The sequence below is a fragment of the Lysinibacillus sp. FSL R7-0073 genome (assembly GCF_038009065.1).
Taxonomy (GTDB): domain Bacteria; phylum Bacillota; class Bacilli; order Bacillales_A; family Planococcaceae; genus Lysinibacillus; species Lysinibacillus fusiformis.
In genome coordinates this window covers 3,424,052-3,450,965 of the sequence record NZ_JBBPAS010000001.1, presented here as the reverse complement: position 1 = coordinate 3,450,965, position 26,914 = coordinate 3,424,052, and the positions used below count along the sequence as shown (strand labels likewise).

Genomic DNA, 26,914 nt, shown 5'->3' with positions numbered 1-26,914 from the left:
GAGAACGTTATGAACGGAAATTTTACAGCTAGAATTGGTGCGAGAATTACAGAGTTTATGGCTCGTATGCGCCAAGTCAGAGAGACAATTAGAACTTCGGCTAACGACGCAAGTGTTGACGTTGGGGCAGATATTAGCCAATTCAATCGACGTATGGCTGAAATCCGGGCTCGTATAGCAGCAATTACTCGAGACCGAGTCGTCATCAAAATTGAGGCACGAATAGAGAACTTTCAACGAAAAATACAACGTATTGCAACAGATATTCGGGCCTTTGGTGAATTAATGCAGCACACTCTATCCGGTTCATTGATTGCCGTTCTACCGATGATTGCACCACTAATAGCTAATATAGGAGTAGCTATAGCTAATCTTGGTCCAATGATCGGTGCATTAGCAGGTTCTACCTTTGCTTTAGCAGGGGCATTTGTAAGTGCAGGGGTAGCCGCTGGAGCGTTTGCAGCTGTAGCGATACCAACGATCAAAAAGTTATTTGATGAAAACGCAGAGTTAAATTCTGCTCAAAAGAGCGCTAAAGCCTCATTTGACAACATGAAATCAACCTATCAAGGACTTGTAAAAGAGACAGAAAAGCCAGTGCTGAAAGCTTTTACAAGTGCAATGGAAATAACCAATACATTACTTACAAAGTTAAGACCATTGTTTATATCCAGTGCTCAAGCAGTATCAAGCTTAATGACGCAACTTAACACAGCTATTGGTACGCCACCAATTCAAAAGTTCTTGGATTACTTAAACACATCAGGGGCACAAATGTTAAAAACTGTGGCTCGTTCCATGGGAAATCTAATGCAAGGTGTATTCTCTATGTTAACAGCATTCGCACCGTTAACAGCCTCAACAGCAAAAGGCTTTGAGGAAATGACAGCACGTTTTGCAGAATGGTCAAATGGTCTTTCAGGAAGTTCTAAGTTCCAATCCTTTATGGACTACGTGAATACGAACATGCCAAAAATCCGAGCTATCTTCAGAGATGCAACAGCAGGCGTTGTGTACTTCTTTAGTGCATTTTCTGGATCATCATCAGGCATGATGGATGGACTTGTTTCTATGATGGCTCGATTTAAAGAGTGGTCAGCAAGTTTATCTCAAAATCAAGGATTCCAAACATTCTTGGCCTATGTACAACAGACAGCACCTAGTGTTCTTCAGTTAATAGGTAACTTGACTAAGTTTCTTGTGAACTTAGGGATCGGTATGGCTCCAGTAGGCGCAGGGCTGATGAACATTGTAAATAATATCCTAGAGTTTATGAATAGTGGGATGGAAAGTAATCGTATTATCGGTGTTCTATTAGCTGGTTTTATTTCTATTGGTGGTGTTTTACTAGCAGTTGTTCCAAACATAATTGCATTTAGAGAACTTTTTAAAGGATTAGGACCTGCAATTACAGGTGGTATTGGTAAGGCGATACCATTCATTACTGGATTTTTCACTAATTTTAGTGGAACTATGGCAGCACTGGGACCTAAAGTAGTTTCCTTTGCTAAAAACTTCGGAAAAGGACTAGGTTTAATCGCAAATCCAGCCGGTTTAGTTGTAATTGCTATTGTGGCTCTAATCGCCATTTTAGTACATTTATATAAAACTAACGATAAATTCCGAGCTCAAGTTCAAACAGCTTGGGCAGCTATCAAAACAGGTATCTCCATTGCAGTAACAGCAGTTAAAGATTTAATCATGTCTGTTTGGTCACAGATAACAGCATTCTGGAATGAAAATCAAGAAAGCATAAAGTCGACAGCATCAACGATATGGAACGCTATTGGTAATGTAGTAACAACAGTTATGTCAGTAATCGGAGCAATAATGCAGTTTATCTGGCCAGTAGTAAAAGCTTTAATCGTCTCTACTTGGGACGCAATAATGAATGTTATAAAAGGCGCCATTAACATAATTTTAGGCATTGTAAAGGTGTTCACATCTTTATTCCAAGGGGATTGGAAAGGTGTTTGGGATGGCGTAAAGCAAATATTACTTGGAGCCTTACAAGCAGCTTGGGGTTTAATTAACCTTTATTTCGTAGGGAAATTACTTGGACCATTAAAAGCATTCGGTTCAACAGCCAAGACATTCTTACAGGGTATTTGGACAGCAATTAAGGGCATTTTCACTAACACTTTAGCTACTATAAGAAATACTGTTGACACTATTTTCACTGGAATGGGTGCATCAATTAAGGCTATATGGAAAGGGATAAAGTCATTCTTTGATTCCATTCTTACAGGTATCAAATCAATTTTCATGAATATCTGGCGGGGGATCGCTTCATTTTTAGATAATATGTTTACAAGTATCACAGGTACTGTTCGTTCAGTTTGGAACGGAATTAAGAATGTCATTTCAAGCATTTTAAATGCTATCGCCAATGTTATTAAAAGTATATGGTCAGGCATTAAAAATACAGTATCAACATTACTAAATTCCATAAAAAATGTGATTGAAACAATTTGGAATGGCTTTAAAAATACAGTTACAACTGCTATGGATAATGTGAAAACTGCCATTGTTAATGGTTGGAATACAGCTAAATCGTTTTTAGAAAACATTAGTCTAGTGAAAATCGGTGAATACATCGTAGCTGGTTTAGTGACAGGAATTAATAACTGGTTTGGTAAAGTGAAAGCAAAAGTTGCAGAGCTTGCTGAATTACTTCCTGAATGGCTACGTAAAAAGCTTGGTATTCACTCACCATCAAGAGTTATGGCGAGCGTAGCTAAGTGGATTCCGGCAGGTGTAGCTACTGGTATTTACAACAATATCGATTATGTAAAAAAATCTGCTGAAGCGATGTCTAAAGCAGCTATACCGAACTTTCAACAAACTGTAAAAGCTACGACCAATATGATGGAGAGTGCTAAGAAGATCATCGCATCCAAGACAAGTGAAATTGAAAAGGAAATCAAAACAGTTGAAGCAGAGTATGCGAAGAAAAAGGCAGAGGCTACAAAGAAAGCTAACAATAAAGTGGCAGACATTAATGCTAAAGCTAATGATAAAAAGAAAAAGCTAACGGCTGCTCAACAACGTCAGATTTTGAGATTACATGAAGATGAAAAATCAGCGTTAGAGAAAATCGAGAAAGAAAAAGCTAAGAAAATTGATGCTATTCGTTCCAAATCTGCAAAAGAACAGTACGATAAGTTGAAAGAGTATGCAGAACATCAAGTAGGGTTAGAAAAGTGGTCTACTAAGGAACAAGCAGCTTATTGGCAGTACGCTACTAGTTTGTTTAAAGAAGGCACAGAAGAGCGTATCAAAGCTCAAATCGAGTACAACAAATCGATGGCCGAGTTAACGACTGAACAATTCAACAAAGAAAAGGATTACGTTGAACGTCGTAAGAAATACAACCTAATGTCGTTGACGCAAGAGCTAGCTGCTTATGAAAAATACGTCAAAGCCTACAAAGTGGGTAGTGAGGAACGTATCTACTATGAGGATAAAATAGCAGAGACAAAGCAAGCGATTCACGACCGACTGATTGCATTAAACGAAGAATACATTGGCAAAATTAAAGATGTCCAACAGGCTGAAATAGATGGCGTAAAAGAACTTCAAAAAGCTTACCAAGATGCTGAGGATTCACGTACTAAAGAGATTACTAGTGCGATAAGTATTTTTGATGAATTTGAGCGTAAAACAGATGTGTTTGGTTCCAAACTGATTGAGAATTTACGAGGCCAAGTAGATGCAATGCGTGACTGGGCAACTGATCTTCAATTGTTAGCTTCTAAAGGTATTGATACAGGCTTACTCGCTGAGTTACAAGCTCTTGGTCCTAATGCACAAGCTGAGATTTCTGCATTAAATAAACTTTCCACAGGTGAACTAAATGAGTACGAAAATCTTTGGAAAGAAAAAACGCAGATTGCTAGACAACAAGCTCAGTTTGAATTAACTGGTCAACGAAAAGACATGACAGATCAAATCGAAAAGCTACAAACAGAAACGAAATCTAAGCTAACGCAATATCAAAACGAATGGGTTGAACAAGTCAAACAAATTCGTGAAGGTACGAAGAACGAGTTTAACCCTATGATTAGTAGCATGAAAGAGATTGGTATCCATGCTATAGAGGGCTTGCGTAATGGATTAGCTAGCCAAGTGCCAGCACTGCAAGCACAAGCCAGCGAGATAGCAAATACGATTGATAAAACAATTCGTAAAGCATTACAAATTAAATCTCCATCTAGAGTGCTTGAAAAATTAGGTGTCTTCTCAGGCCAAGGTATCACTCAGGGACTTGCAAGTACAAAAGGTATTCTAACAAGTGCTGTAAAAAGTTTAACTGATATTATGCAGACTGATATTTCAGCAGCATCTATTGGATTATCTACAGCTCTAAATGGTGGAATGGATTCACATTTGTTAAACAGCTATGAATTAACATCAAGCCAAGATCAAATGGGAGTCTTAAAACAGATTGCTGGATTAATTAGCAAGCTGGACTTTGTTGTGGAATTAGATGGAGATGTAATCAGTGAATACGTTGATAGAAACCAAAGTAATAGAGTTTCATCAAGAAGAACAATTCTAGGTTAAGGGGTGTAGTCAATGGACACATTAATCGAATACAGTACAGGGGCTACACTCTCCCTTGTCAAAGAGGGGTATATTACACAAGATTTGTTAATAAGACCTATTGATCAAAAATCATCTAGTGTAGATGTGGATGGACGACCGGGAGTAGTACGAGAAACAGTCAATCATGGAACAAGGGTGATAATCTTGCCTGTTTTGTTCATAGCTTCAGATGAAATAGATTTTGCTCTAAGACGCGATAAATTGTTTTCAATTTTTAGCGACTTGGAGCCTTTTTATATCTACGAGGGACGGCCAACCTACAAGACAAGTACTTATGAATTTGAGTTACCTGGTCAAACATGGGGCGAGAATCCGCAGTTACCAAACAACATTGAAATTCTTAAAGGTAAACGCTACAAAGTAATCCGCACCAATATGAATGAAGTTGAACAAAATGGATTGATAGGAAAGGTAGATATTGAGTTTGAGACCTATCAAATACCCTATGCAGAATCACCAGGTACTACATTAGAGGAACGTACCTTTGATAAAGAGATATGGCAAACAGGGCAAGGCTTAATGGCTGTGGATCCGACAACCTTAAAATATGTATTCCAAAATGAAGCGTCTTTTCAAGTTTACAACGCTGGTGATGTGCCACTAAAAACTAACTTAAGAGACATGCTCTTTGAAATTGAATTTCGGGGTGCTAGTACTAACCTAAATATTAGGAATGTTACAAACGGTACACAATGGCAATACAACGGTTCTAGTGGTGCTAATGATGTTATAAAGCTTGAAACGCCCACTAGGTTTACTAAAAACGGCAGTAGTATTTTCAAAGATACAAATCGTAAAGTGTTGGTTTTGAACCCTGGTTGGAACACCATTCAAATTTCAGGTGTATCACAATTTCTAATATCGTTTAAATTCAAATTTTATTACAAGTGAGGAGGGCTACAATGGCACGTATGCGTGTTATCGGTGCTTCTTTAGATAAAGGGTACCGTGACGATTTAAACTATAATTTCGGGCTGTTAGAATCCTTAATTGGTGAAGCCAATGGACTAACCGATAACTTGAGAGAGGAAATGCTTGAAAAGATTTATAACCTTCAGCAACAAATCGATATGCTGACTGGTGAGAACATTGGAGAATTACTAGAGCGCCTTACCGATTCTATTCAACAAGCTTTAACTGCTGCACAAGATGCTAGAACAGCTAAAACAGCCGCAGAAGAAGCTACAGCTTTAGCTACAACAGCCACAGAATTAGCGAATGCTAGTGCATTACTTGCTGAAGAGAAAGCTAACTATGCTAATGATAAGGCGGTATTAGCACAAGAGGCAGCAGATAACGCTAATCAAGAAGCTTCTAACCTATCGCAGTTAAAGGTTAATGTTGTACAAGCTACACAAGATGCGAATACAGCTACAGCTAATGCTAATCAAGCTACACAAGATGCTAAAACAGCTACGAATGCAATTAATGTGGTTCTGCCAAATGTAACAGGTCTTGTGAACTTGCAAGAATGGTCAAACACGATCGCCTACAAAAAGAATAATTTCGTCACTTTAGAAGGCAATGGGTACATGGCTTTGCGGGATAACACAAATACAAGACCTCCTTCATTCCCTGTGCTATCTACTGATGATTGGGCTATGTTAGTCCAAAAAGGTGAGAAAGGCGAACAAGGTACAGGGGTAAGAATTCTAGGAACGTTACTAAATGAGAGCGCATTGCCACCTTTGGGTGAACCAGGAGACGCTTATATGGTAGGAGAGCAGGGGAATCTTTATGTTTGGCAAGACAATGAAGAAATATGGAAGAATGTGGGGCAGATTAAAGGGCCTAAAGGTGACCAAGGTATTCAAGGCCCAAAAGGAGATAAAGGTGACAAGGGAGATCCTGGAGAAGATGTTGAGATAATAGATAACCTCGTTACTCAAGATCCTACAAAGGCTCTATCAGCACGAGCTGGTTATGAAATTGACCAAAAGACTACAGGACATATCAACAATAAGGATGTTCACTTGCAAGCAGGTGACAGAACTAAAATAGACAAGGCTCGACAGGTAGGAGTGGCTAACCCTGACGACTTAGCTAACGTGTCACCTTATTATGCTAAACGTGTATTTCATATCCCTGCTAACAACTGGAAGTCTACAACTAACGTCGAGCAGTTAGATATAAACTTGCCTATCTTAGGTAATTTCTCAGGCATAATAAAGGTTACTTACACTTCTTATTGGACAACTTCTGAAGCTATAGGAGGGTGTGAAGTAACGTATCAGATGGGAGCCTACTTAGGACATGCTCAGGCAAGGCTTAACTCTTTTGAAATAACGTCCATATCTCCTCAGTTTGCTAAAGATTACTTAGTTTACGGAGCATATACTAACCTAGACGTGGGAATAATCGCTCTTATGCTTAAAAAAGCACCTAATGCAAATAACCATTTGACTATATCTGTAGAACTTATAGGTACTATGGTAGGACAAGTAAGTTCCATGTACAACCTACTGAAGGATTCCTACGTAGTTGTATTCGATAGTGGGAATCCCTCAGGTAACGGTATGTACCCTTGGTTGCCTCAAAAGACTAGCTTTGCACCGTCTAAGATGGAAGGATGGACAAATGCAGTTTTAGGCGCAGGTTGGGAAAATATAGCCGGATACCCACCGCTTAGGTACTATAAAGATAGCTTCGGCATTGTTCATCTAAAAGGTCGTGTACGTAATGTTTCACAAATGACACCTGATGTTACTACAATGCCTGTAGGATACCGTATTATGCAGTCTGAGGAATTTGTCGGTATGGCTGGAGCTTCAAGCGTAGTGAACTTCGAGGTTAGGTATACTGGTACTGTCACAGCATTGTATACTAACCAAGGTCAAAACATTCTCATAGATGTCACATACCGTACAGACTAAGGAGGAATCATATGTACGCATATACGATTGATACAAAAGGATTTATTATTAAAAGCTATTTAGTTGGCGGTGATATTGCCGTCCCAAGTACAGCTATTAACGTACAGCTCCCACAACCTCTACCTTACATTCGTCCAAAATGGGATGGTGAGGAGTGGGTAGAAGGTGAAACAGAAGAGGAAAAAACAGAACGTGAAGAAAGACAATTACTAGAATCATTAAAACCTTCTCCAAAAGAAATTGCAGATGCAGAACTAGAAATTAAGATACTGACTATGCTTACAGATTTGGAGGTAGTGCAATGACAGACGAAAAACATTTGGCAGGCTTAACAGAAGCTCAGAAACGGTTAACAAAAGCCTACGCTACAACTGTTATGGGCGAAGTAAGGACAATTGCAGATGTTAAGCCGACAGAGTTGCAGCATTTTGTAGAGTTGGAAATTGCAGAACGTGAAATAGCGGCTCTAGTAAGTGAATGACAGTTCCATATTGTTCAGGAAGCGCTACTTAATTGAGTAGCGTATTTTTATTGCGAAAGAAGGTGATTTAATGCTATCAATCACTAACTATGAAGGTACTTTAACAGAGGCGTTGGTGTGTAGAGGTAAGCCAGTGGTAAGGAAAAACATTGATGGTCTATTCGAACTGACAATGGAAGCAAGCCAACAAGATAATCCACATTCATTCAATTTGATTACAGAAGAAAGCATTGTCGAGGCAAGTGGCTTTCAGTTCAGGATAAAGCAATTACAACGGAAATCTAAAGGGAATGTTAAGTCAATATTGGCGCAGCATATATTCTTTGACAACATATGGCGTAGGCAAGAGGGTACAAACGGAGGCCATAAAACCTTTAATGAATTTGCCACTTTTGCATTACGTAATACAAATTGGACCTTCACAAGTGATTTTAATGAAGATGGCTTTATAGATGCTTTTGGGAATGACAACATCGTTAAATTAGTGAATCAAATATGTGAAGCATTTGAATGTGAATATGAGATCACATCAAACAGTAACATTCATTTTAGTAAGATGCTTGGTCCAGATAATGATTTCTTATATCAATATGGAGATAACATTATTGAGCTATCTAAATCGGTCAATACAGACAATCTAAGGACTCGTATTAGTGCCAAAGGTAAAGAAGGTCTAGTAGTTCGTTACACTTCGCCACAGGCTGCTAAATGGGGTATTCGCGATGCTGATGATATGAGCGATGAACGATTTTCAGACTCAGAAAATTTGATGGATAAGGCACGAAAATCATTGAAAGATCAACCAGAAATATCTATCGAGTTGAATTCAATTGAATTGTTAGATAAACAGCTTGGGGAACGTATATGGCTAATTTACGAGCCATGGGATTATGAAATGCAGACTCGTATTTTAGAGGTCACTCAAGTAATCGATGAAGAGACAGACGAATTTAAGACAGTGGCCGTTGTCATCGGTAATGCCATTCCTCAAACATTATCTGATGAATTAACAGAAACACAAGAAATCTTAAAAGAGTCGATTAAAGAATATCGTTCATCATTTACACAAACGGACTCGAATATTCGCTTAGAAGTGGAACGTATTAACCATAGTATTGCTGCTATTGATATTAAAGCCGATAACATCAATCTAAGTGTTAACAATCGAATAACGAATGAAGTAGCTCAATTAAACATTCGAGCTGACAGCATAACAGCGGAAGTTACCAGAGTAGAACGAAAAGCTGATAGTACACAGACACAGGTTTCATCATTGTCTATCGAGGTTGGTCAAATATCAACGAGGGTGTCTAATGTTGACTCAAGACTTGGTACAGCTGAGAGTTCGATTGTCCAACAAGCTGGTCAGATCAGTAGTAAGGTATCGCAAACAGATTACAATGGCAATACAATATCTTCTTTGATAAATCAAACTGCCTCTGAAGTGTTGATTAGGGCAGGTAAAATTAAATGGATTGGTGAAATCTATGCGCTTTCTGATATTAATGGGAATCTTGGTACCATACATGCTGGAAGGATTGAAGGTGCCACAATTGACATTAGCACTGATGCTACAGTAGGGAACAATTTGTATTTGGGTAAAAGTGGCGGTTCTAAATCTTTGGTATTTAACAATTCTAATCGCATCAATAGTTCAGGTTACGGTATGGAATTAAACGCTCAAGAAATTAACTTAAGTTCTGCAGATATAACAATCGGAACGAGTGGTGGTATTACAGATTTTAATGGGACTGTAGATTTTTCATACGCATCTGTTCGAGGAGTCGCAAGAGCTAATTCATCAGGTATAGGTATTTCTTATTCAGACAAAACGCTGTTTGTGCAGGTGAACGGTTCAACAGTAGGATCAGTAAAACTAACATAAAAGGAGAATGATATCATGAATTATCAAGTACAACTAAACAATGGGCAAGCGATTAATTTAGAGAATGCTGAGTTTGACGCATCTGCATTTACGGCCACACTCAATGATCAGAAGATTAGCTTCGTTAATATCGGAGGAGCCATCATCAATAAACACATCATAATTAGTGTGTTGCCAGTATCGGCCACTCAAACTGAAACGCAAGCATAGGCTTAGCGTTATTTTTATTGACTATACTAGCAGGAAATCCTTTCCTTTTGTCGAAATGTGAAATATACGGGAGGGATTCTGTGAAAAAGTTAAAATATGAACAAAGTATTCGATTAATGTTTAATCATAATTCTATTCGAGCATCATTTGAAAAACTTGAAAAATCTATAACTTCTGATAATTTAGATGATCAATATATATACACTGCGATTGGAGAACTGTTATTATGGGTCGTGACGACAGATGAATGGCACCAAATCCACGGCTTAGGAGACTATAAAAAGAGAAGAAATAAAAATACAGATGGGGAAATAATATTTGGAATGAGGCATGCTTTCAATATGTTGAAGCATAATATGGCATTTTTCCAAATTCACAGAAAAGATGGAGGTTTAGAATTTCCTATGACTTTTCCTATTGAAATAGATGAAATCACAGTAAATTGGATGCCAGCAGGTGACGTATTGAATGGTAAATATCCAGAACAAAAGGAGAACTATATAAATTATTTAGAAGGAAAAGATGTACTTGAAACTTTTAGTAAAGTAATCACTTTCTTAAATGAAGAATACATGAGAATTAGGTTTGATTAAAAAATTAAAAATTTTAGCACGCTCAAACAAGTGTGCTAAAATTTTTAATGCTATGAGAGCAATCGAGATGGGCAACGGTACACAGTACCGAATCTCGATGCTTCTCATGGCTTTTTATTTTAAATAGGGCAAAGGATTGGTGATCGAATGGATATTGTATCCGCAGTAACAACAGCTAGTCATATAGCAAACTCGCAGGTTGTGTGGTCGATTTTGTGCATTTGCTTAGTTGTATATGTATTTTGGAATTCAGCAAAACGAGAACAAAAACTAACGGAAAATTTAGAAGCTTTAACTGCAGCACAAGGTAAACAAGCAACTGCAATGCAAGGAATCAGTCGTAGTTTAACATCGTTAGAAGGACGTATGGACCGCATGGAAAAACATACTTATAAAAACAAAGTGAAGGATGATGAATAATGGATTTAACAAATATTTTTATGATTGCAATGATGATGGTCGCAATTGTCTTAGCAGTTGCTGAGGTGCTTAAAAAGACATTTAACCTTAATACACAATACATGCCAATCACATCCGTAGTGATTGGTATTTTTATTGGTTTGGTTTTATGGCCGTTAGCTGAATATCCAATGTATGTCATGTTAATGGCTGGGTTTATTGCAGGATTAACAGCGTCAGGTACATTTGATTTGTTAAAGGCAGCAAAAAAAGAAGGTGAGCAGTAATGGCTTACACTTTTAAACAAATCTTCTTGCCAGCAAGCAAGTATTCAATTAAGGCACCATACACCATGGTGCCTCAATATATCACTGTACACAATACAGCCAATGATGCTACTGCAGCTAATGAAATTTCGTACATGATTGGTAATAACAATCAGGTTTCTTATCACGTTGCTGTAGATGATAAAGAGGTTATTCAAGCAATCCCTTTTAACCGTAGCGCTTGGCATTGTGGGGATGGCGGAGGTAGTACGGACTCTAACGCTTTAAAGAAAGGTAATCGACTTTCTATTGGTATCGAAATTTGTTACAGCAAAAGTGGTGGTGTACGCTATGGGGTTGCAGAGGAAAACGCTGTTCAATACATTGCAAAGCTTTTAAAGCAGTATGGTTGGGGCATTGCACGAGTGAAGAAACACCAGGACTGGAACTGGAAGTATTGCCCACACCGGATTTTAAGTGAGGACCGTTGGAATAGTTTCTTAAACCGTATTAAAAAAGCTATGGAATCAAATGAATCAGAACAACAAATTGTAGAGGATGATGATACGATGAAATTTACAAGCACAACCGCAAAAGCTGCAGTACGTGATTATATTCAACAAGCAGTCGATAAAGGTTTAGTTGATAAATCTTGGTTAGTTAAATTCGATAATGGCACTATGACGAGTGGTGATTTTGAAGGATTGAAGATCATCATTGCACAACGAAGTAGTAACTAAAAAAGCCCAGGCTCATATTTATGAGCCTGGGCTTTTTTTATTGTTGAAATAGAGTTTTGATAGATATTAATTGTAATAATTATGTATTTTTTGCAGAGTTTTGTATATTCTAAAAAGCCTATTATTAAAATGTACCAATTAAACAACACAAGGAGGAAATTATTTATGTCTATTAATAATGGAAATACTGATTTTAATTTAAGCGTTTCACAAACAGGGGAGAAGAGTTTAAAAGTATCATGGAGTCGTAGTGGTGGTATTGGTTATAATGGTCGTATTGACATCCAACGTCCTGGAGATGGTCAAATTGTATATTCTAAGACGTATAACCAAGGTGATAAGAAGGGATCTTTCACATTTGAAGTTCCGTACTTTGGGGAATATAAAGTTCATATTAAGTCTAACAATGGTCAAACGTACGACTTTATTTATCGCAATGTATTCTTAAAAGCTGTAAAGGAAAAAAAATACACATACAAAGCAGCAGATGTGCAAAAAGTTCAAGATGGTGAACTATTCCTATTAGGAGCTATCACAGGTATTGGAATGTATGCTGCGATGTTGGGTTCGGTTCTTTCTATATACTTTGGTACAAGACAAGCTGCATCAACAAAAATTACATTCCCTAACCCACGAGCAGGTGATACTCTGACAACAACGTATACACCTGTTATCGGGGGAGTACAAACAGTAGTCAAGTTTGTTCAAAAACCTTATAAGGATAAATTTGGTAATTCATTTAGTGGTGGTACTTACACTTCAGCGCCAACAGTTGCTAAATATATCACTTATCCAAAATAAATAAAAGAAAAGCACTTAATGATTAATTAAGTGCTTTTGCTTTTTTTAATCGATTAAAATTAAAAGCTATGTCAATAATCAAAATTATATAAAGTACAATAGAACCATTTAAAGTTATTGAAGGTAGAGGTAATATTACATCCCTAACCAGTATTAACCAAATAGTTGTTGATATTAAAACAAATGAATCCAATAAAATAACCATTAAATGTTTGTGTTCTTTAAAAATAAAATTAAATACAATTAATCTTACTAAAATTGGTGTTGTTAAGAAGTAAAACGAATAAATCTGTGTAATTTGTTCTGGGCTCACATTATCTCTCCCTTAAATGTAAAAATTTGAAAATAATATTAAGTATACAGTATAATGAAGTTAAGTAAAAGAGAACTTATGTTCTCGCGGAGGTGGTTTACATGGAGTATGTAGAGTTAACTAAATCAATAATGGAATTAGGCTTTCCAGTTGTTGTTTCTACATTTTTACTTGTTAAATTGGACAAGAGTATGAAAAACATAGAAATTGCTATTGTTAATTTAACAAACGAACTTAAGAACTCAAGATCCAGGAATAAGTGCTAAACAGAGGCTAAATCAAAAAGGGCAAACATATAGGGCAAGGGGAAAATGGATATGAAAATGAACGCTCGTGAAGTTGATAAATTAGTAGAAGAACATCTAAAAATGTACCCTTACATTAGTAAAGAAAGAGTAGGGGAATTGACTTTAGATCAAAGAATAGCGATATGTATTAGTGAATTATTAGATATATTGCCAGAAAAAGAAGTTACATTTATAAACTTTAGATACATAAAAGGATGGACGATAGTTAAGGTAGCCCAAGAAATGAATTACAGCCAGCAGATGATTTATGTCATACGTAAAAAAGTGTTGATGAAAATCTATCTTGGAATAAGCCATTTACTTTATAATAAGGAAAATGAGTTGTTATCAATTGACAATGTAAGATGAAACCATGTGTGACATAGAGAATATTAATGAATTTGCCTATTTGGCTATTTTTTTATGCCATACAAAGAACAAATGTTCTTAAAAAGAGGAATGAAAAATGTTGATTTTGAAGGTTTGAAAATTAATATTGCACAGCGTAGTAATAAAAGGTAAAGACCAAGACGTTTTGATATGCTCCCTATTAGGTAGACAGATGAAAAAATAAAATCTGTTTATCTAAGGGGAGTATTTTTTATGGGGCGAAGCAAACATCCACTCGAGTTGAAACTATATATCCTTCAATTGTTCGAAGAAGGTCACTATTCTATCAATGAATTGTGTGAAAGGTTTTCAATAGATCATCAAACTTTTCATAGATGGAAAATGAAATTTGAGGCAGGTGGACGTGAAGGATTACAAGAAGCTACTTCATGTAAGTTCTATTCAAAAGAGTTAAAATTAGCGGCTGTGGAGGACTACATTCAACGAAATTATTCACAGATGGAGGTGTTGGCGAAATACGAGATTAGCAGTACCTCCGTTTTAAAAAGCTGGGTAAAAAAGTATACTAGTCATAGTGAAATAAAAGATTCAGGTAAAGGAATGAGTCAAGCTATAACAGAAGGAAGAAAGACAACTTTTGAAGAACGTATTGAGATTGTCGAGTACTGTTTGAAGCACCAGAAAAATTATCAGTTGGCAGCGCACACCTATGGTGTTTCGTATCAACAGGTATATCAATGGACGAAGAAATTTGAAACGAACGGTGAAGAGGGATTACGTGATCGTCGTGGTCGCACAAAAGATGAAGTCGAATTAACCGTTGAGGAGAAATTGAAATTAGAGATTCAGCGTATTGAACGTGAAAATGAACGTTTACGTGCAGAAAATTTATTTTTAAAAAAGTTAGAGGAAATCGAAAGGAGGCATCGTTAAGCCAAATACGTCTACAGCAACGCTATTTAGCGATTCAAGAATTACATCGAGAGGAAGAGCTTTCGATTCTTTTACTATGTGAAATAGCTGATGTTTCGCGTGCAGCTTACTATAAGTGGCTAAGTCGCAAGCCCTCTAACAGAGAAGTTGAAAATGAAGCAATTTTAAAGGACATTCATCTCCTTTACCAACAAGTAGATGGTATTTACGGCTATCGTCGTACAACGTTGACCATCAATCGTCAGCGAAAAGAACATAATCAAACGATGGTTAACGAAAAGCGTATTTATCGTCTAATGCAGATTAGTGGATTGAAGTCTGTTATTCGTAGAAAGCGCAAGCCTTATCGTAAATCCCCAGCACATCATGTGGCGGAGAACGTATTAAATAGAGCATTTACATCGAAAAAGCCCAATGAAAAATGGTGTACAGATGTCACAGAGTTTAAGTATGGAAATGGGAAAAAAGCTTATTTAAGTGCAATTATCGATTTATATGATGGTTCAATTGTGAGTTATGTGTTCAGTCATTCGAATAATAATTCCCTTGTTTTCAAAACAATAAAATCAGCTATTCAATCATTACAATCAGGCGAACAGCCATTAATACATAGTGATCGAGGTTTTCAATATACATCAAAGGAATTTAAGCGAATTGTGGAAACTGCCAATATGACACAGAGTATGTCCCGTATTGGTCGATGTATTGATAACGGACCAATTGAATCATTTTGGGGCACATTGAAGTGTGAGAAATATTATTTACATAAGTACGATTCATATGAAGAGTTAAAACTAGCGATTGGTGATTATATTCATTTTTATAATTACTATCGTTATCAGAAAAGATTAAGCGGCTTGAGTCCGTTAGAATTCAGGACTCAAGCCGCTTAATACATTTTTTATTATTTCCACTGTCTACTTGACGGGGTGCAGTTCATTTAGCTATCTTGGTCTATTTTCATTTCATTTAATATTTGTTTACGTTCTAAAATTAACTCCATAAACTCGTCTAAATCTTCTTCTAAAGCGTGGTTTTTAATAAAGCTGCGAGCTCTTGATCGAGCGCTAATGTACTTAGAGCGTTCTTTATTCTTCTCCTGCCAACGTTTATTGGCTTCAGTCTGTGAATTTTTATCCATGTTAGTCCTTCCTTTTTTTAAAATAAAAACCGATGTTTACAATTACTAAGATTAAGCATAATGAATAGATAATAATCATTGAGTAATCGAAAAATTTAGGTTCTTTCCAATTGACCATGACAACCAAAATGTAAATAGCCACAAGAAAAGTAATGATATTAAAGAAAATTTTCTTCATACTTAGAATGGATTATGATTATTAAAATATGATAGGATAAGGGTGAAGGAGGGGCTAACCTCCTTCGGTGTGTTATTTGCGACGTTTCTTCTTGGTAGAGGGGCGTCGCTTTTTCTTTTGCTTATTTTTCATATCGCTTATATTTTTTAATCCACTAGTTAGTTGATTAAAGAATGTTGCGATACCTACTAGATAAGCAAGAACCTTATCATAATCCACTTTTGTTCACCTCCTTTCTATACTTTAATTATACTAGTACTAGTATTTAAAATCAATAGTTATTTTCATTAATTTTCCTTAAAATAAAATTTATTTCATTGCCAAACAACAAACATTTGTTCTATTATTAATACAAACAAATGTTCTGTTAAAGGAGAGGTTAAAATGGCAAAATCAAAAACACCTGCAAAGAAGAAAGAACCCAAACATCTAGATCAAGATGAATTTGAACTTGAGGAAATGGCCTATACATTGATAGATGTAATAGAAGGCAAAAAAACAAAAGCATTTACAATTCACAAACGGGAAGAACCACTAACTGGCACAGTAACGAAAATGGATGCAAACACTAAATTAATCCATATTAAAGATAAGTACATGAATATTCACAAAGTACATTTCTTAGATATCCTAAAAATTTCAGATATCGATTATTAATGGAGAGTGATTTGTATGTTGCATGATCGTGGGAATATGAAATGGAAATCATTAATGCTACCTGAGCATTTAGTTCAGTTGAAGGAGTGGAAGAGAGAACAATTTTACGATAAAAAGCGTGAGTTGACAGAATGGGAGCTTGAAGAAATCGAGCAAACCATACAGCGAGCATTTAAAATGCAAAAGTTAATTAAATTAACACTATGGGACTATAACAAGCTACATGATGAAATAGGAAAAATAACAGAAACAGACTTGTATAGGAAAGAACTACTTTTAGATGCTGATTTATCAATAAAACGTATTAATTTTGATCAAATACAAAAAGCATCGTTGGTGGACGCAGATGATTAATCCAGAACAGCGTTAACAAGTAATAACATATATTCAAAATTAAGAAAAGTAATTTGTTCATTTTTAATGAAAGTATTAAGATAAATAATTTAATATAAATCGTCTCTGCGATATTAGGTAAAATGTATGTAAAACTATGCTATAATTTAGACCAAAAAGGGAGGGGAAGAAATATATGGTAGTAGAAAGTGTTTACATATTTAATGGTCATAAATTCCTTGACTATATAGAAGTGGATAAAATTAAAAAAGATATTAATGGAAAATTCAAGGTTTCTGAGGATATTCAAAAGATGAATTTTCCAGATTACTACAGTTCCTTATTGGTGAAATTTCCTAATAAAAAAAAAGAAATCGGGGAAATATTTTTTGAAAATATCTTTTACAGTCATCTGAAGAATGTTTTTATTGGAGAAATTTTAGGGCACCTTAACCTTGAGATTGAATCCTTTAAAAAAAGTGTAAAGGAACTAATAAAGGATATAAATTTCAAAGATACCATCCCTATAAACCTTCAGAAATATATGAATGAAGATGGATTTTATTTAATGGATGCTTTAAATATTAGTGTACCTAATACTAAGTTCATTGCAGGATACGATTTTAAAGAAAAAGATGGTAGAGTGGTAAATGCAAGATTTTTATTTGTTGAAGTTGTTCCCAAAAGAGAGAGTGGGCAAGTTTATTATATTGCAGGTGTTGAAATTGATTTTGAGAAGAACCTGGCTTTAACTATGGTGAAAAATGTGAATGGGTTACAAAAAGAAAATTCAAAAACCGATACCACGATTCACCAAATACATAATACCGTGCAACAAAAACTTTTTCATAAATTAGGTATAACTTTAAAAAAGCCTGTAGTAACAAAAGATCGTGAGGGTATGTTTAATTTTTGTAGAATGTTAGATGGAAAATTGTTAGAAGATATTCGACTAGATTTAGATTCCAGAATTGATATTGCTGTTAAAGATAGTGTGAAAAATTTAAACCATGCGTTATTTAATAAAACAGAAAGTTTAACAAATCCTGATAAAAATGATTTAGGAAAAAAGATAAAAGCTTTACTGTTATCATATTATATTGATTATAAAATAACACCAAATGATTTAGTTAAAAAGGCAAAAAGTGATAAACTTGTCGGGTATCCTACTCGTATAAATTTTACATCAAGTAAATTAAGTAGAGGTTCTACACAATCAGCAAATTCAAAATCTCCTGTATCGGCTTCAGATATGTTTCATAGTTTATATTTTAATTTTGAACAAGCATTAGGTTTAGACACTTGGTCAATTTCTTGGTTTACTGATTATAAATTTAATAATCCTAAAGATACAGATGTTATACAAACTACCATATATTCAACAAAAAACCATTTTAGAGTAGTTTTTCTTCCAGATAGACCATTAGAAAAGGAGATTATTCATTATGTCATTAGAACAATTCATTCAAACCGTTAGTACAAAGTTACATAAAAGTGAAGAAGAGTCATTGGATCAAATAACAATTTTGGCAGAGGTGGTGAAAAATGAGATCTTTCCGAAAGAAAGATTAAATAATTATAATATTGATATTCAGATACTTGATAAAATTCTTACTGAACTATTGAGAGAAGGTTATGCTTCGAAATATATTTCCTACGATTGTGAAAATACTGATCAAGTTGATTTTGCTGTAAGTCTAAATGAGCAGTGTGCCTATTGCAAGGAAGTTTTACTTGATTCAAAGAATCATATAATACGTGAAACATATAAGTTAAATTCGAATTTTATAAATTTAATTGGACAACAAAAAAAAGAACGATTAAATAAATATCTAATTGAGGATTTCAGGCATAATTTAGATAGATTAAAGAATAGAACACATAAATTAATCCCTTTTCTTGGTGCAGGTTCATCAATTCCATTTAAATTACCAAGCTGGTCAAAACTATTATTAGAACTAAATAAGGGTTTAACGGGTTCAAATAAAACCAAATACGAAGAATTAATTGATAAAGGTGACTATTTAAGAGCTCTTAGTTTTTTAAAGTTATATTCAGGTTTATACAAAAATGAACAAATAATAAAAAAGGATATTAAAGATATTTTAAAACAACGTTATGTAAAAGAAGTAAATAGTAATTATCATAATATATTAGATATCTTAAAGCTTGATACGGATTTTATACTAACAACTAATTATGACAATATAGTTTCTGATTATTTAAGAGATTACAGAGACGAATTTATAATGCCACAGATATTAGAAAACCTAGATGATTTACAGGACTTAATGGATGATAATTCTCAAAAGGTAATTCACCTTCATGGAAATGTAGAAATCCCTAATTCTATGATAGTAACTCAGGATGATTATGATAAACTTTATAAAAGTGAGAAGATTAAAAGTATCTTAACGGGAATAATGAGTCATAAGACATTATTGTTTATTGGTTTTTCTTTTAATGATGAATATTTTAAAGACCTTTATGATAAAATTTTTGAATTTATACAAGGTGAACATTTTATTATAGTTCCAAATCTACACCCTTTTGATGCTGATGAATTATTAAAAAGAAATTTAATACCTATTGGCATTAACGTAGATAAAAATATCGAGCATGATTACGTAAGGGCTATTAATACAGTTTTAGAAGAGTTACATTAAAGAGTGGCAAAGTTTCTTTAAAATAAGCTAGTAATCAAAAAACTTAATTATATGAACTGAGAGAAGCACCCCAGAGCGAACAGGTTATTGAAAGATAATCGTCGTTTTTGGTGTGTTTTTTTAGTTGGAAAAACACTTGAAAACCAAAATTATATGTAATAATATATTTTATAAGATTAATTCAATTTCTTATTTATTAATTACATATGATTCCGCAGGAAGACCCTGGGATGATTTTGATTATCAAGTGATAGTCTATTTCATCTTGGGGTTTTTTATTGTTAAAAACTGCCTCCATTAAGGAAGCAGTTAACAAAGGATTATTGATTTACTACAAAATTTAGTTGCGAATATTAAAAAATAAAAGAAATATTCTACCTAATTTTTTAAGGCAACATTTCATTTGGAATGTCAAATGATTTTTTACCAAATTCGGGCATCGAGTTCTTCGTTATCAAGTTGGTATTTAATGATAATTTCACTCTTTATACACTCGATAATTTCTTGTTCAAATGAAGTTTTGAAAGTGATGGGAATAGAACGCAAGATTTCTGAAACGACATCATTGTAAGTTGGGGATATTGAAATAGATTCAATTTCCATATTCTGGGTATGCACATTTACTACACAATTTATGTTTTCTCTATACTTTTTGGATTTATGTTCAATTTCTGCTAATAATTCAACTTTTACGTCATTTCGTCTTTCTTCAAAATACACAACAGAAAAGTCGTATTCGAAAATCTCTTGAATGAAAAGATCATTCGGTGACACTTTTAAGTATGAACAAATAGTATCAAAAGTATCGAATTGAATTCCTTTACTTTGGTTTTGATTTAACGCGGTTAATGTGGTACGAGATATTCCTGTGCGTTTAGATAACTCACTAATCTTTATATTTCTTTCTGCAAGTAATACAGCTAAATTGCATTTAATCATTTAATCACCTCTTATTGACTATTGTATTGTAGTCTGAACAAAATTTAAAGTTTTTTTACTTTTTGTTGTTGACAGTTAATCTATGGTAGTTTATATTGAAATTATATATATTTGTTCAGTACATTGGACGAATTTATCTAAAAAAAGTGAAATGGAGTTGTTTTTGTGCAAAATAACTTTCGGGTAATATTAGCAAAAAAGAAAATAAAAATGTCAGATGTTGTAGAAGGGACAGGCCTTTCTCGGAATACGATAAGGGCTTTGTTTTATGAAACTGCTAAGGGTATCCAGTTTCAAACTCTTGAAGCTTTATGTATTTATTTAAATTGTGAAGTCGGTGAATTATTCGAAATTGAAAAGGAGGCAGTTTGATGAAAGATTTAGTGTTTGTTGAAAACAATGAAGTTGTAACTGATAGTTTGGTGATTGCCGAAATGTTTGGGAAAGATCACAACAAAGTTGTTCGTGATATTGAAAACCAAATTTCTAAATTGAAGGAAGCAGGCGAAGAAAAATGGGGTGTCGCCAACTTTGGCGATACCCAGTACCAGCATCCACAAAATAAACAATTGTATCCTAAATACAATTTAACTGAGGATGGTTTCGCCATAGTAGCAATGTCTTATACAACTCCAGAAGCTATGAAGATGAAAGTGAAATTCATTCAAGAGTTTAAGAGAATGAAAAAATATATCCAACAACAAGTTAAACAACCAGGAGACAATGTAATCGAATTTGAAAAACAGCTCATTGGAGTGAAGTATACATCAGAAATTTTACGTGTGGACGAGTCATCAAAAATCAAAATGCTTGAAGCTGCACATACCCAACACGGCGTGCCAACAAATCATCTACCTGTATATGTAGAAAGTGAAGAGTTAAAGAAACCGATTTCTGAATTACTTAAGGAGTATAACGTAGGTATAAGTGCAATTAAGGCAAATAAAATTCTGCTTACTGTTGGAATCCTTGAGATTAAATACCGTCCATCGTCAAAGGGTGGAACTAAAGAATTTAAGTCTGTTACAGATAAGGGCAAGTATTATGGTTTAAATGCAATAAGTCCTCAAAATCCAAAAGAGACACAGCCATTGTATTATCCATCTAAGTTTAGTGAGTTAATTCCATTACTAACGGGCCAAGAGGTATCATAAATGTTTCAAGAAAATAAAAAAATCACAATCTAAGCGCCAACTTAGATTGTGATATGAATTTGAGTAACATCTACTCATAACTCTTTTGTCAAATAGATTGTAGCATATTGATGTTACTTTATGAAGTGGATGTTGCTTCCAATAGGAGGAACATATGAATGAAACAAAAGTCAAACCACGTTCTTTAACATCTTTTACATCAATGTTTGAAGAAATCAGAAACAATTATGGTATCGATCTATTAAGATACGACTCTCTAGATGAATTTTTAATAGCGTTTCTCACTTTAAGTACTGAACAACAAGTTAATACAGTACATATACCTAGCGAATTAGTATATGTAAACCGAGTATACGAGAAAATGAAGTAAATCACTTAGAGATTTAGATACCCAATAATTGTTTTTTCTTTGTATCAAATTCTTCTTGAGTTAAGATACCTACATCTAAAAGTTCTTTTAGTTTAATCAATTCTTCTGTAGGGATAGATGTTGTAGAAGGGGGAGCGACAGCTGCTTGTGTAGTCTCTTCCTCTTCAGCAACAATCAATAATGAAAGCTTTTCAAGGTCCTTCTTATCGCATTTGATGACTAAAGGTACTTTCTCTCCGTTTTCTCTTTTTAAAAATAGGGTAGCTATTGATTTATCTTTCCCGATATTAGCACCCATAGCTCCTGCTATAGCTCCCGCATTACCGAATTTACTGCCAATTACAGTCCAACCTACTATACTAGAAGCACTCTTTTGAACATTTTCAACTCGTTCCCATTTAACAAGTTTAAATGTTTCAGCATCATGATAATCAACTGAAATCTCCACAGTACCAGGCTTGGCTTGTGCTAACTTATAGCCTGAACCATTTTGTTTTAATTGTTCTTTGCCGTTGAGTATTTCTATGTTCATTTTGATTGCTTTCATAACGCGAACAATTTGTCTAGTTTCTGTATCATTATTTTCGACTGGAGTATCTGAAAGGATGCCAATTTTATCTTGTAGGTCTTTTAAGAATCGTTTACCCAAATCATCTGAAAGTATATTGATTGAAATCGCTTCAGTATTATGGGCAAAGCTAATTTCGGTAGAAGTAATCTTTTTATTGGTAGTAAATTTATGAATTTCATTGAAATTAAATCCAATAAATTTCTTTTGTTTATCAGTAGTTAAAAATCTTTTTGAAGTCAGAACTCCAAGATATTGTTTAAGTCCACCAATACCACGCACAAGAATTGCGACACCCTCTACGATTTCATCTTCATCTACTTGCTCACCAATAAGGTTAATCTCTTTTTTGAAATTATTTAAAAGTACCCAACCTTCAGGTTTCAAATATTCTTTTATTTGTTCTATTGCATACATTTTTATTTCCTCCTTTCCAATACATGATGGTAATACTATAAAATTGTATCAATACTGGTAGGTGTTGTCAGCAAGACTTAAATATTTGCCCAAAATTTGCCCAAACAGATATAAAAATAGATAAGAGGATAAAAGATTTGTAGTCTTATTTAATATAGAAGGAATCCAAAAGATGTTATTTTAATAGGTTTATATAAGCTTATATTAATGTATAAATGAGGTACGACAGCCTTCTAAGCCGTCGGTCGGGGGTTCGAATCCCTCCTGGGACGTCAATAAAAGCCTTACAGCCATAATGAACTGCCCCGTAAAAGTTGGACATCAATCTAACTTTTACGGGGGTTTTTTTTATGGCAAAAGTAAGTGTTGAACAACGTATTCAAGCAGTTCAACGATATTTAAATGGAAATGAACCTATGATCGAAATTGCGAAAGATATAGGTGTGACAGCTCAGATTGTCAGTGAATGGGTTCGCCGTTATCAAAAAAATGGCGTAGAGACTTTCTTAAAGTCCTATACAAAATATTCAGCTGACTATAAAATGAATGTACTTAATTATATGAACGAGACAGGTACATCTTCGAGAGACACAGCTGCACTATTCAATATTTCATCTCCTGGCATGATTCGGAATTGGAAGTTGAAGTTTGAAGTTGGTGGTTATGATGCCCTTGTTTCTAAGAAAAAGGGGCATCCATCTATGAAAAAAGAGACAAAAAGAACAACGAAATCAACACCAGCTGAAGGATCTGTTGAGGCGTTAGAAGCACGAATCAAACAATTAGAAATGGAGAATGCGTACTTAAAAAAGTTGAATACTTTAGTTCAAATGCAAGAAAAATTACCAATCAAATCAAAGCGCAAGTAATTTATGAACTAAAGGAAATCTATGAAGTAGTGGAATTAATCAAAGTCGCTGATATTCCACGTAGTACGTATTATTACTGGGAAAAGCGTTTGAATCGTCATGATAAATACGCTGATGTGAAAGTCGCAATTCAGTCCATTTATCATGAACATAAGGGACGTTATGGTTATCGTCGGATCACCAAAGAACTAAAAAAATTTGGTATTCACCATGATCCGAAAACGATTAACTGCTTGATGAATGCCATTGGCATAAAGTGTGAAGTCCGCATGAAGAAATATCGTTCGTATAAAGGTAACGTCGGAAAAATTGCCCCAAACATATTACAACGCGATTTTACAGCGGAAAAAATGAACGAGAAATGGGTAACAGACGTGACAGAGTTCCATCTATTTGGTGAGAAACGCTATTTATCACCCGTCCTTGATCTATGTAATGGCGAAATCATTGCATACACGGTTATGAAGCGTCCAGTGTATAAACTAGTCCATAATATGTTAGAACAAGCATTGGAGCGCCTCGAATCAAGTGATCAAGTTATTCTTCATTCAGATCAAGGTTGGCATTATCAAATGAAAAAGTATCAACAAACATTAAAGCAACATGGTATTACGCAGAGTATGTCCCGTAAGGGTAATTGTTTGGACAACTCAGTCATCGAAAATTTCTTTGGCTTATTAAAATCTGAACTCCTGTATCTACAAGAATTTGAATCCATGGCACATTTTGAACAGGAACTCAACGACTATATTCACTACTACAATCACAAACGAATGAAAGAAAAATTAAAAGACCTAAGCCCGGTGGAGTACCGAACTCAGGTCTTAGCAGTTGCTTAACTAAATATGTCTAACTTTTTTGGGTCAGATCAATAACGGCTGTAAGGCTTTTTCTTTTTATTCATGATTGTATAATTCACTATTTGGTGCCCAAGAGGTGCCCAAATTAAAAATGTTAGTGTGATTGGATCTATCTTCAATTCACTGGAAATAGTGATGTGTATAGGAATATTTATAAACGAAATAGGTGTAAGATTTTCTTTTTATATAGTTATTTGACTTTATTTCGATGACATTTTTTGAATTTGATTAGTACTATAAGACATTAAAAATGATTATTTAGTATTGAGTGAAATTTCCTATTTATGATACCATATAGTTTAATACATTTTTGGAGGAATTATTATGGAAAAGAGTAATATAAAGTTATTTTTATTACTAAGTTTATTTTATGTTTTAATTTTATCAGCATGTAATCAAAAAGAAGAAAGTGTTGATAAATCAGGTGAGAAGGAACAAGAAAAAGTAGAAACTTTAAATCAAGTGGAAAAAGAAAAAGCAGAAACATCAAATCAAGATGTTGAAAGTATCGAGAAAATTTCCAATAATGAAGAAATTGCTGAAGATAATCATTTAAATACATCTTTGACATTGGTTTTAGAAGATGTTATTCCTAGAGACCCAAGTATTGATCATAATGTATATGGATATGAATTAAATTTTATTTTGAAATATATTAACCATAAAGATAAAGACATTAAAGGATTTTTAGCAGAAACATATTTTTATGATATGTTTGGTGAATTGGTATACACATTAGATTTCAAATACGAGTGGGATGTTATTCCTGCAAATGGTTCTACAAACTTCAATACTGCTGTTGATTTAAATCAATTCAAAGATGCAGATATGCGTTTTTATAATTTGCCATTTGAGAATATGACATTTAATTACAAAATTAAATCCATAATCTTTACGGATGGAACAAGTATATAAAAAGTAATGTTGACTCAAGACTCGGCACATTTTTACTGTAGCAGCAATCATGGCTGCAATTGTATTAGCAGTTTCAGAGGTACTAAAAAAGACATTTAACCTTAATACACAGTACATACCAATCACATCGGTAGTGATTGGTATTTTTATTGGTTTGGTTTTTTATGGCCGTTAGCTGAATATTCAATGTATGTCATGTTAATGGCTGGGTTTATTCCAGGATTAATAGCGCCAGGTACATTTGATTTGTTAAAGGCGGCAAAAAAAGAAGGTGAGCAGTAATGGCTTACACTTTTAAACAAACCTTCTTGCCAGCAAGCAAGTATTCAATCAAGGTGCCATACACAATGGTGCCTCAATAAATCACTTCACAATACAGCCAATGACGCACCTGCAGCCAATGAAATTTCGTACATGATTGGCAATAACAATCAGGTTTCTTATCACGTTGCTATTGATGATAAGGAGGTAATTCAAGCTATACCATTCAACCGTAACGCTTGGCATTGTGGGGACGGTGGAGGTAGTTCCGATCCTAACCCCTTAAAGAAAGGTAATCGTCTTTCTATTGGTATTGAAATCTGTTACAGCAAAAGTGGTAGTGTACGCTATGGGGTTGCAGAGGAAAACGCTGTTCAATACATTGCAAAGCTTTTAAAAAAGTTTGGATGGGGTATTGAGCGAGTGAAGAAGCACCAAGATTGGAACGGCAAGTATTGCCCGCACCGTATATTGGCAGAAGACCGTTGGAATAGTTTCTTGAACCGTATTAAAAAAGCTATGGAATCAAATGAATCAGAACAACAAATTGTAGTGGATGATGATACGATGAAATTCACAAGCACAACCGCAAAAGCTGCAGTACGTGATTACATTCAACAAGCCGTAGACAAAAAGGTGATTGATAAATCTTGGTTGGAGAAATTCGATAATGGTACTATGACAAGCGGTGATTTTGAAGGTTTGAAAAGTATCATTTCACAACGTAGCGCTTAACAACAATGACCAGCAAAGCTGAATTTATGCTGAGCTGGTCATTCTATAAACTATCAATATACAAATATAGTGGAATTATTACATAGAAAAAGGTTTAAGTGATAATGGACA

30 protein-coding genes are annotated in these 26,914 nt (G+C 34.6%); 25 read left to right on the top strand and 5 right to left on the bottom strand.

Annotated elements, in window-relative coordinates; all coding sequences use genetic code 11:
* Window positions 1-9 precede the first annotated feature (9 nt).
* The 12 genes from MKY88_RS17195 (at window position 10) to MKY88_RS17140 (ending at window position 12,856) form a co-directional block, all read left to right on the top strand.
* Window positions 10-4,566: a hypothetical protein gene (locus MKY88_RS17195; protein WP_340814256.1), complete on the top strand. Its 4,557-nt coding sequence runs from the start codon at window positions 10-12 to the stop codon at window positions 4,564-4,566.
* A 12-nt stretch (window positions 4,567-4,578) separates the two neighbouring features.
* Window positions 4,579-5,499 (top strand): phage tail domain-containing protein, encoded by a 921-nt coding sequence (locus MKY88_RS17190; RefSeq protein WP_340814255.1) that lies wholly within the window; start codon window positions 4,579-4,581, stop codon window positions 5,497-5,499.
* Window positions 5,500-5,510: 11 nt separating this feature from the next.
* Window positions 5,511-7,481, top strand: coding sequence for a collagen-like triple helix repeat-containing protein (locus tag MKY88_RS17185; protein ID WP_340814254.1), 1,971 nt, complete (start codon window positions 5,511-5,513; stop codon window positions 7,479-7,481).
* Between the two features lie 11 nt (window positions 7,482-7,492).
* Window positions 7,493-7,786, top strand: a complete 294-nt coding sequence (locus MKY88_RS17180) for a hypothetical protein (protein WP_340814253.1) — start codon at window positions 7,493-7,495, stop codon at window positions 7,784-7,786.
* Window positions 7,783-7,962 (top strand): hypothetical protein, encoded by a 180-nt coding sequence (locus tag MKY88_RS17175; RefSeq protein ID WP_340814252.1) that lies wholly within the window; start codon window positions 7,783-7,785, stop codon window positions 7,960-7,962. The genes MKY88_RS17180 and MKY88_RS17175 overlap by 4 nt, the downstream gene beginning before the upstream one ends.
* A 70-nt stretch (window positions 7,963-8,032) precedes the next feature.
* Complete coding sequence (locus MKY88_RS17170; protein WP_340814251.1) at window positions 8,033-9,847, top strand: phage tail protein; 1,815 nt, start codon at window positions 8,033-8,035, stop codon at window positions 9,845-9,847.
* 15 nt (window positions 9,848-9,862) lie between these two features.
* Window positions 9,863-10,057, top strand: coding sequence for a hypothetical protein (locus tag MKY88_RS17165; RefSeq protein ID WP_340814250.1), 195 nt, complete (start codon window positions 9,863-9,865; stop codon window positions 10,055-10,057).
* A gap of 80 nt (window positions 10,058-10,137) precedes the next feature.
* On the top strand, window positions 10,138-10,650 hold the full coding sequence (locus MKY88_RS17160; RefSeq protein WP_340814249.1) for a hypothetical protein: 513 nt from the start codon (window positions 10,138-10,140) through the stop codon (window positions 10,648-10,650).
* 147 nt (window positions 10,651-10,797) lie between these two features.
* Window positions 10,798-11,070 (top strand): BhlA/UviB family holin-like peptide, encoded by a 273-nt coding sequence (locus MKY88_RS17155; RefSeq protein ID WP_340814248.1) that lies wholly within the window; start codon window positions 10,798-10,800, stop codon window positions 11,068-11,070.
* Window positions 11,070-11,336: a holin gene (locus tag MKY88_RS17150; protein ID WP_322605366.1), complete on the top strand. Its 267-nt coding sequence runs from the start codon at window positions 11,070-11,072 to the stop codon at window positions 11,334-11,336. The genes MKY88_RS17155 and MKY88_RS17150 overlap by 1 nt, the downstream gene beginning before the upstream one ends.
* Window positions 11,336-12,055 carry a peptidoglycan recognition protein family protein gene (locus tag MKY88_RS17145; protein WP_445669174.1) on the top strand — a complete coding sequence of 240 codons (720 nt, stop codon included), beginning with the start codon at window positions 11,336-11,338 and terminating at the stop codon, window positions 12,053-12,055. The genes MKY88_RS17150 and MKY88_RS17145 overlap by 1 nt, the downstream gene beginning before the upstream one ends.
* Window positions 12,056-12,220: 165 nt before the next feature.
* A complete protein-coding gene (locus MKY88_RS17140; protein WP_340814247.1) occupies window positions 12,221-12,856 on the top strand; it encodes a hypothetical protein in 636 nt (211 codons plus the stop codon).
* Window positions 12,857-12,878: 22 nt separating this feature from the next.
* Here the strand turns inward: MKY88_RS17140 and MKY88_RS17135 are convergent, their stop codons facing one another.
* A complete protein-coding gene (locus tag MKY88_RS17135) occupies window positions 12,879-13,169 on the bottom strand; it encodes a hypothetical protein (RefSeq protein ID WP_193832751.1) in 291 nt (96 codons plus the stop codon).
* Window positions 13,170-13,270: 101 nt separating this feature from the next.
* On the opposite strand from MKY88_RS17135, the gene MKY88_RS24665 reads away from it, so the two are divergent.
* The 3 genes from MKY88_RS24665 (at window position 13,271) to MKY88_RS17125 (ending at window position 15,633) form a co-directional block, all read left to right on the top strand.
* Complete coding sequence (locus MKY88_RS24665) at window positions 13,271-13,435, top strand: YvrJ family protein (RefSeq protein WP_427535614.1); 165 nt, start codon at window positions 13,271-13,273, stop codon at window positions 13,433-13,435.
* 51 nt (window positions 13,436-13,486) lie between these two features.
* On the top strand, window positions 13,487-13,825 hold the full coding sequence (locus tag MKY88_RS17130; RefSeq protein ID WP_340814246.1) for a sigma factor-like helix-turn-helix DNA-binding protein: 339 nt from the start codon (window positions 13,487-13,489) through the stop codon (window positions 13,823-13,825).
* 234 nt (window positions 13,826-14,059) lie between these two features.
* Window positions 14,060-15,633 (top strand): IS3 family transposase gene (locus MKY88_RS17125; RefSeq protein ID WP_340813836.1). Its coding sequence is split into 2 segments (ribosomal slippage): window positions 14,060-14,702 and window positions 14,702-15,633, totalling 1,575 coding nucleotides; the frame shifts between segments, so codons are not numbered across the junction.
* Window positions 15,634-15,680: 47 nt separating this feature from the next.
* Here MKY88_RS17125 and MKY88_RS17120 read toward each other — a convergent pair.
* On the bottom strand, window positions 15,681-15,881 hold the full coding sequence (locus MKY88_RS17120; RefSeq protein WP_340814245.1) for a hypothetical protein: 201 nt from the start codon (window positions 15,879-15,881) through the stop codon (window positions 15,681-15,683).
* Between the two features lie 250 nt (window positions 15,882-16,131).
* Entirely contained in the window at window positions 16,132-16,278 is a 147-nt protein-coding gene (locus MKY88_RS17115) for a hypothetical protein (RefSeq protein WP_340814244.1), read from the bottom strand.
* Between the two features lie 165 nt (window positions 16,279-16,443).
* On the opposite strand from MKY88_RS17115, the gene MKY88_RS17110 reads away from it, so the two are divergent.
* From MKY88_RS17110 to MKY88_RS17095, 4 genes are all read left to right on the top strand, one after another.
* Window positions 16,444-16,716 carry a YolD-like family protein gene (locus MKY88_RS17110; RefSeq protein ID WP_340814243.1) on the top strand — a complete coding sequence of 91 codons (273 nt, stop codon included), beginning with the start codon at window positions 16,444-16,446 and terminating at the stop codon, window positions 16,714-16,716.
* Window positions 16,717-16,731: 15 nt separating this feature from the next.
* Window positions 16,732-17,070, top strand: a complete 339-nt coding sequence (locus tag MKY88_RS17105; RefSeq protein ID WP_340814242.1) for a YolD-like family protein — start codon at window positions 16,732-16,734, stop codon at window positions 17,068-17,070.
* 175 nt (window positions 17,071-17,245) lie between these two features.
* Window positions 17,246-18,526: a hypothetical protein gene (locus MKY88_RS17100; protein WP_340814241.1), complete on the top strand. Its 1,281-nt coding sequence runs from the start codon at window positions 17,246-17,248 to the stop codon at window positions 18,524-18,526.
* Window positions 18,495-19,715 (top strand): SIR2 family protein, encoded by a 1,221-nt coding sequence (locus MKY88_RS17095; protein ID WP_340814240.1) that lies wholly within the window; start codon window positions 18,495-18,497, stop codon window positions 19,713-19,715. The genes MKY88_RS17100 and MKY88_RS17095 overlap by 32 nt, the downstream gene beginning before the upstream one ends.
* Before the next feature lie 423 nt (window positions 19,716-20,138).
* Here MKY88_RS17095 and MKY88_RS17090 read toward each other — a convergent pair whose 3' ends face one another.
* Window positions 20,139-20,654, bottom strand: coding sequence for a helix-turn-helix domain-containing protein (locus tag MKY88_RS17090; protein WP_340814238.1), 516 nt, complete (start codon window positions 20,652-20,654; stop codon window positions 20,139-20,141).
* Between the two features lie 165 nt (window positions 20,655-20,819).
* On the opposite strand from MKY88_RS17090, the gene MKY88_RS17085 reads away from it, so the two are divergent.
* The 3 genes from MKY88_RS17085 (at window position 20,820) to MKY88_RS17075 (ending at window position 22,178) form a co-directional block, all read left to right on the top strand.
* A complete protein-coding gene (locus MKY88_RS17085; RefSeq protein WP_340814236.1) occupies window positions 20,820-21,026 on the top strand; it encodes a helix-turn-helix domain-containing protein in 207 nt (68 codons plus the stop codon).
* On the top strand, window positions 21,026-21,808 hold the full coding sequence (locus tag MKY88_RS17080; protein WP_340814234.1) for a Rha family transcriptional regulator: 783 nt from the start codon (window positions 21,026-21,028) through the stop codon (window positions 21,806-21,808). The genes MKY88_RS17085 and MKY88_RS17080 overlap by 1 nt, the downstream gene beginning before the upstream one ends.
* Before the next feature lie 154 nt (window positions 21,809-21,962).
* A complete protein-coding gene (locus tag MKY88_RS17075; protein WP_340814232.1) occupies window positions 21,963-22,178 on the top strand; it encodes a hypothetical protein in 216 nt (71 codons plus the stop codon).
* 13 nt (window positions 22,179-22,191) lie between these two features.
* Here the strand turns inward: MKY88_RS17075 and MKY88_RS17070 are convergent, their stop codons facing one another.
* Window positions 22,192-23,163 carry an SHOCT domain-containing protein gene (locus MKY88_RS17070; protein WP_340814231.1) on the bottom strand — a complete coding sequence of 324 codons (972 nt, stop codon included), beginning with the start codon at window positions 23,161-23,163 and terminating at the stop codon, window positions 22,192-22,194.
* Window positions 23,164-23,513: 350 nt separating this feature from the next.
* Between MKY88_RS17070 and MKY88_RS17065 the strand changes: the two genes are divergently transcribed.
* The 3 genes from MKY88_RS17065 to MKY88_RS24660 all read left to right on the top strand — a co-directional run bounded on the left by MKY88_RS17065 (window position 23,514) and on the right by MKY88_RS24660 (window position 26,803).
* A protein-coding gene (locus tag MKY88_RS17065) for an IS3 family transposase (RefSeq protein WP_340812835.1) occupies window positions 23,514-24,871 on the top strand; the annotation gives its coding sequence in 2 pieces (ribosomal slippage) (window positions 23,514-23,967 and window positions 23,967-24,871; 1,359 coding nt in all).
* A 345-nt stretch (window positions 24,872-25,216) separates the two neighbouring features.
* On the top strand, window positions 25,217-25,807 hold the full coding sequence (locus MKY88_RS17060; protein ID WP_340814230.1) for a hypothetical protein: 591 nt from the start codon (window positions 25,217-25,219) through the stop codon (window positions 25,805-25,807).
* Window positions 25,808-26,221: 414 nt separating this feature from the next.
* Window positions 26,222-26,803 carry a peptidoglycan recognition protein family protein gene (locus tag MKY88_RS24660; protein ID WP_445669173.1) on the top strand — a complete coding sequence of 194 codons (582 nt, stop codon included), beginning with the start codon at window positions 26,222-26,224 and terminating at the stop codon, window positions 26,801-26,803.
* Window positions 26,804-26,914 lie beyond the last annotated feature (111 nt).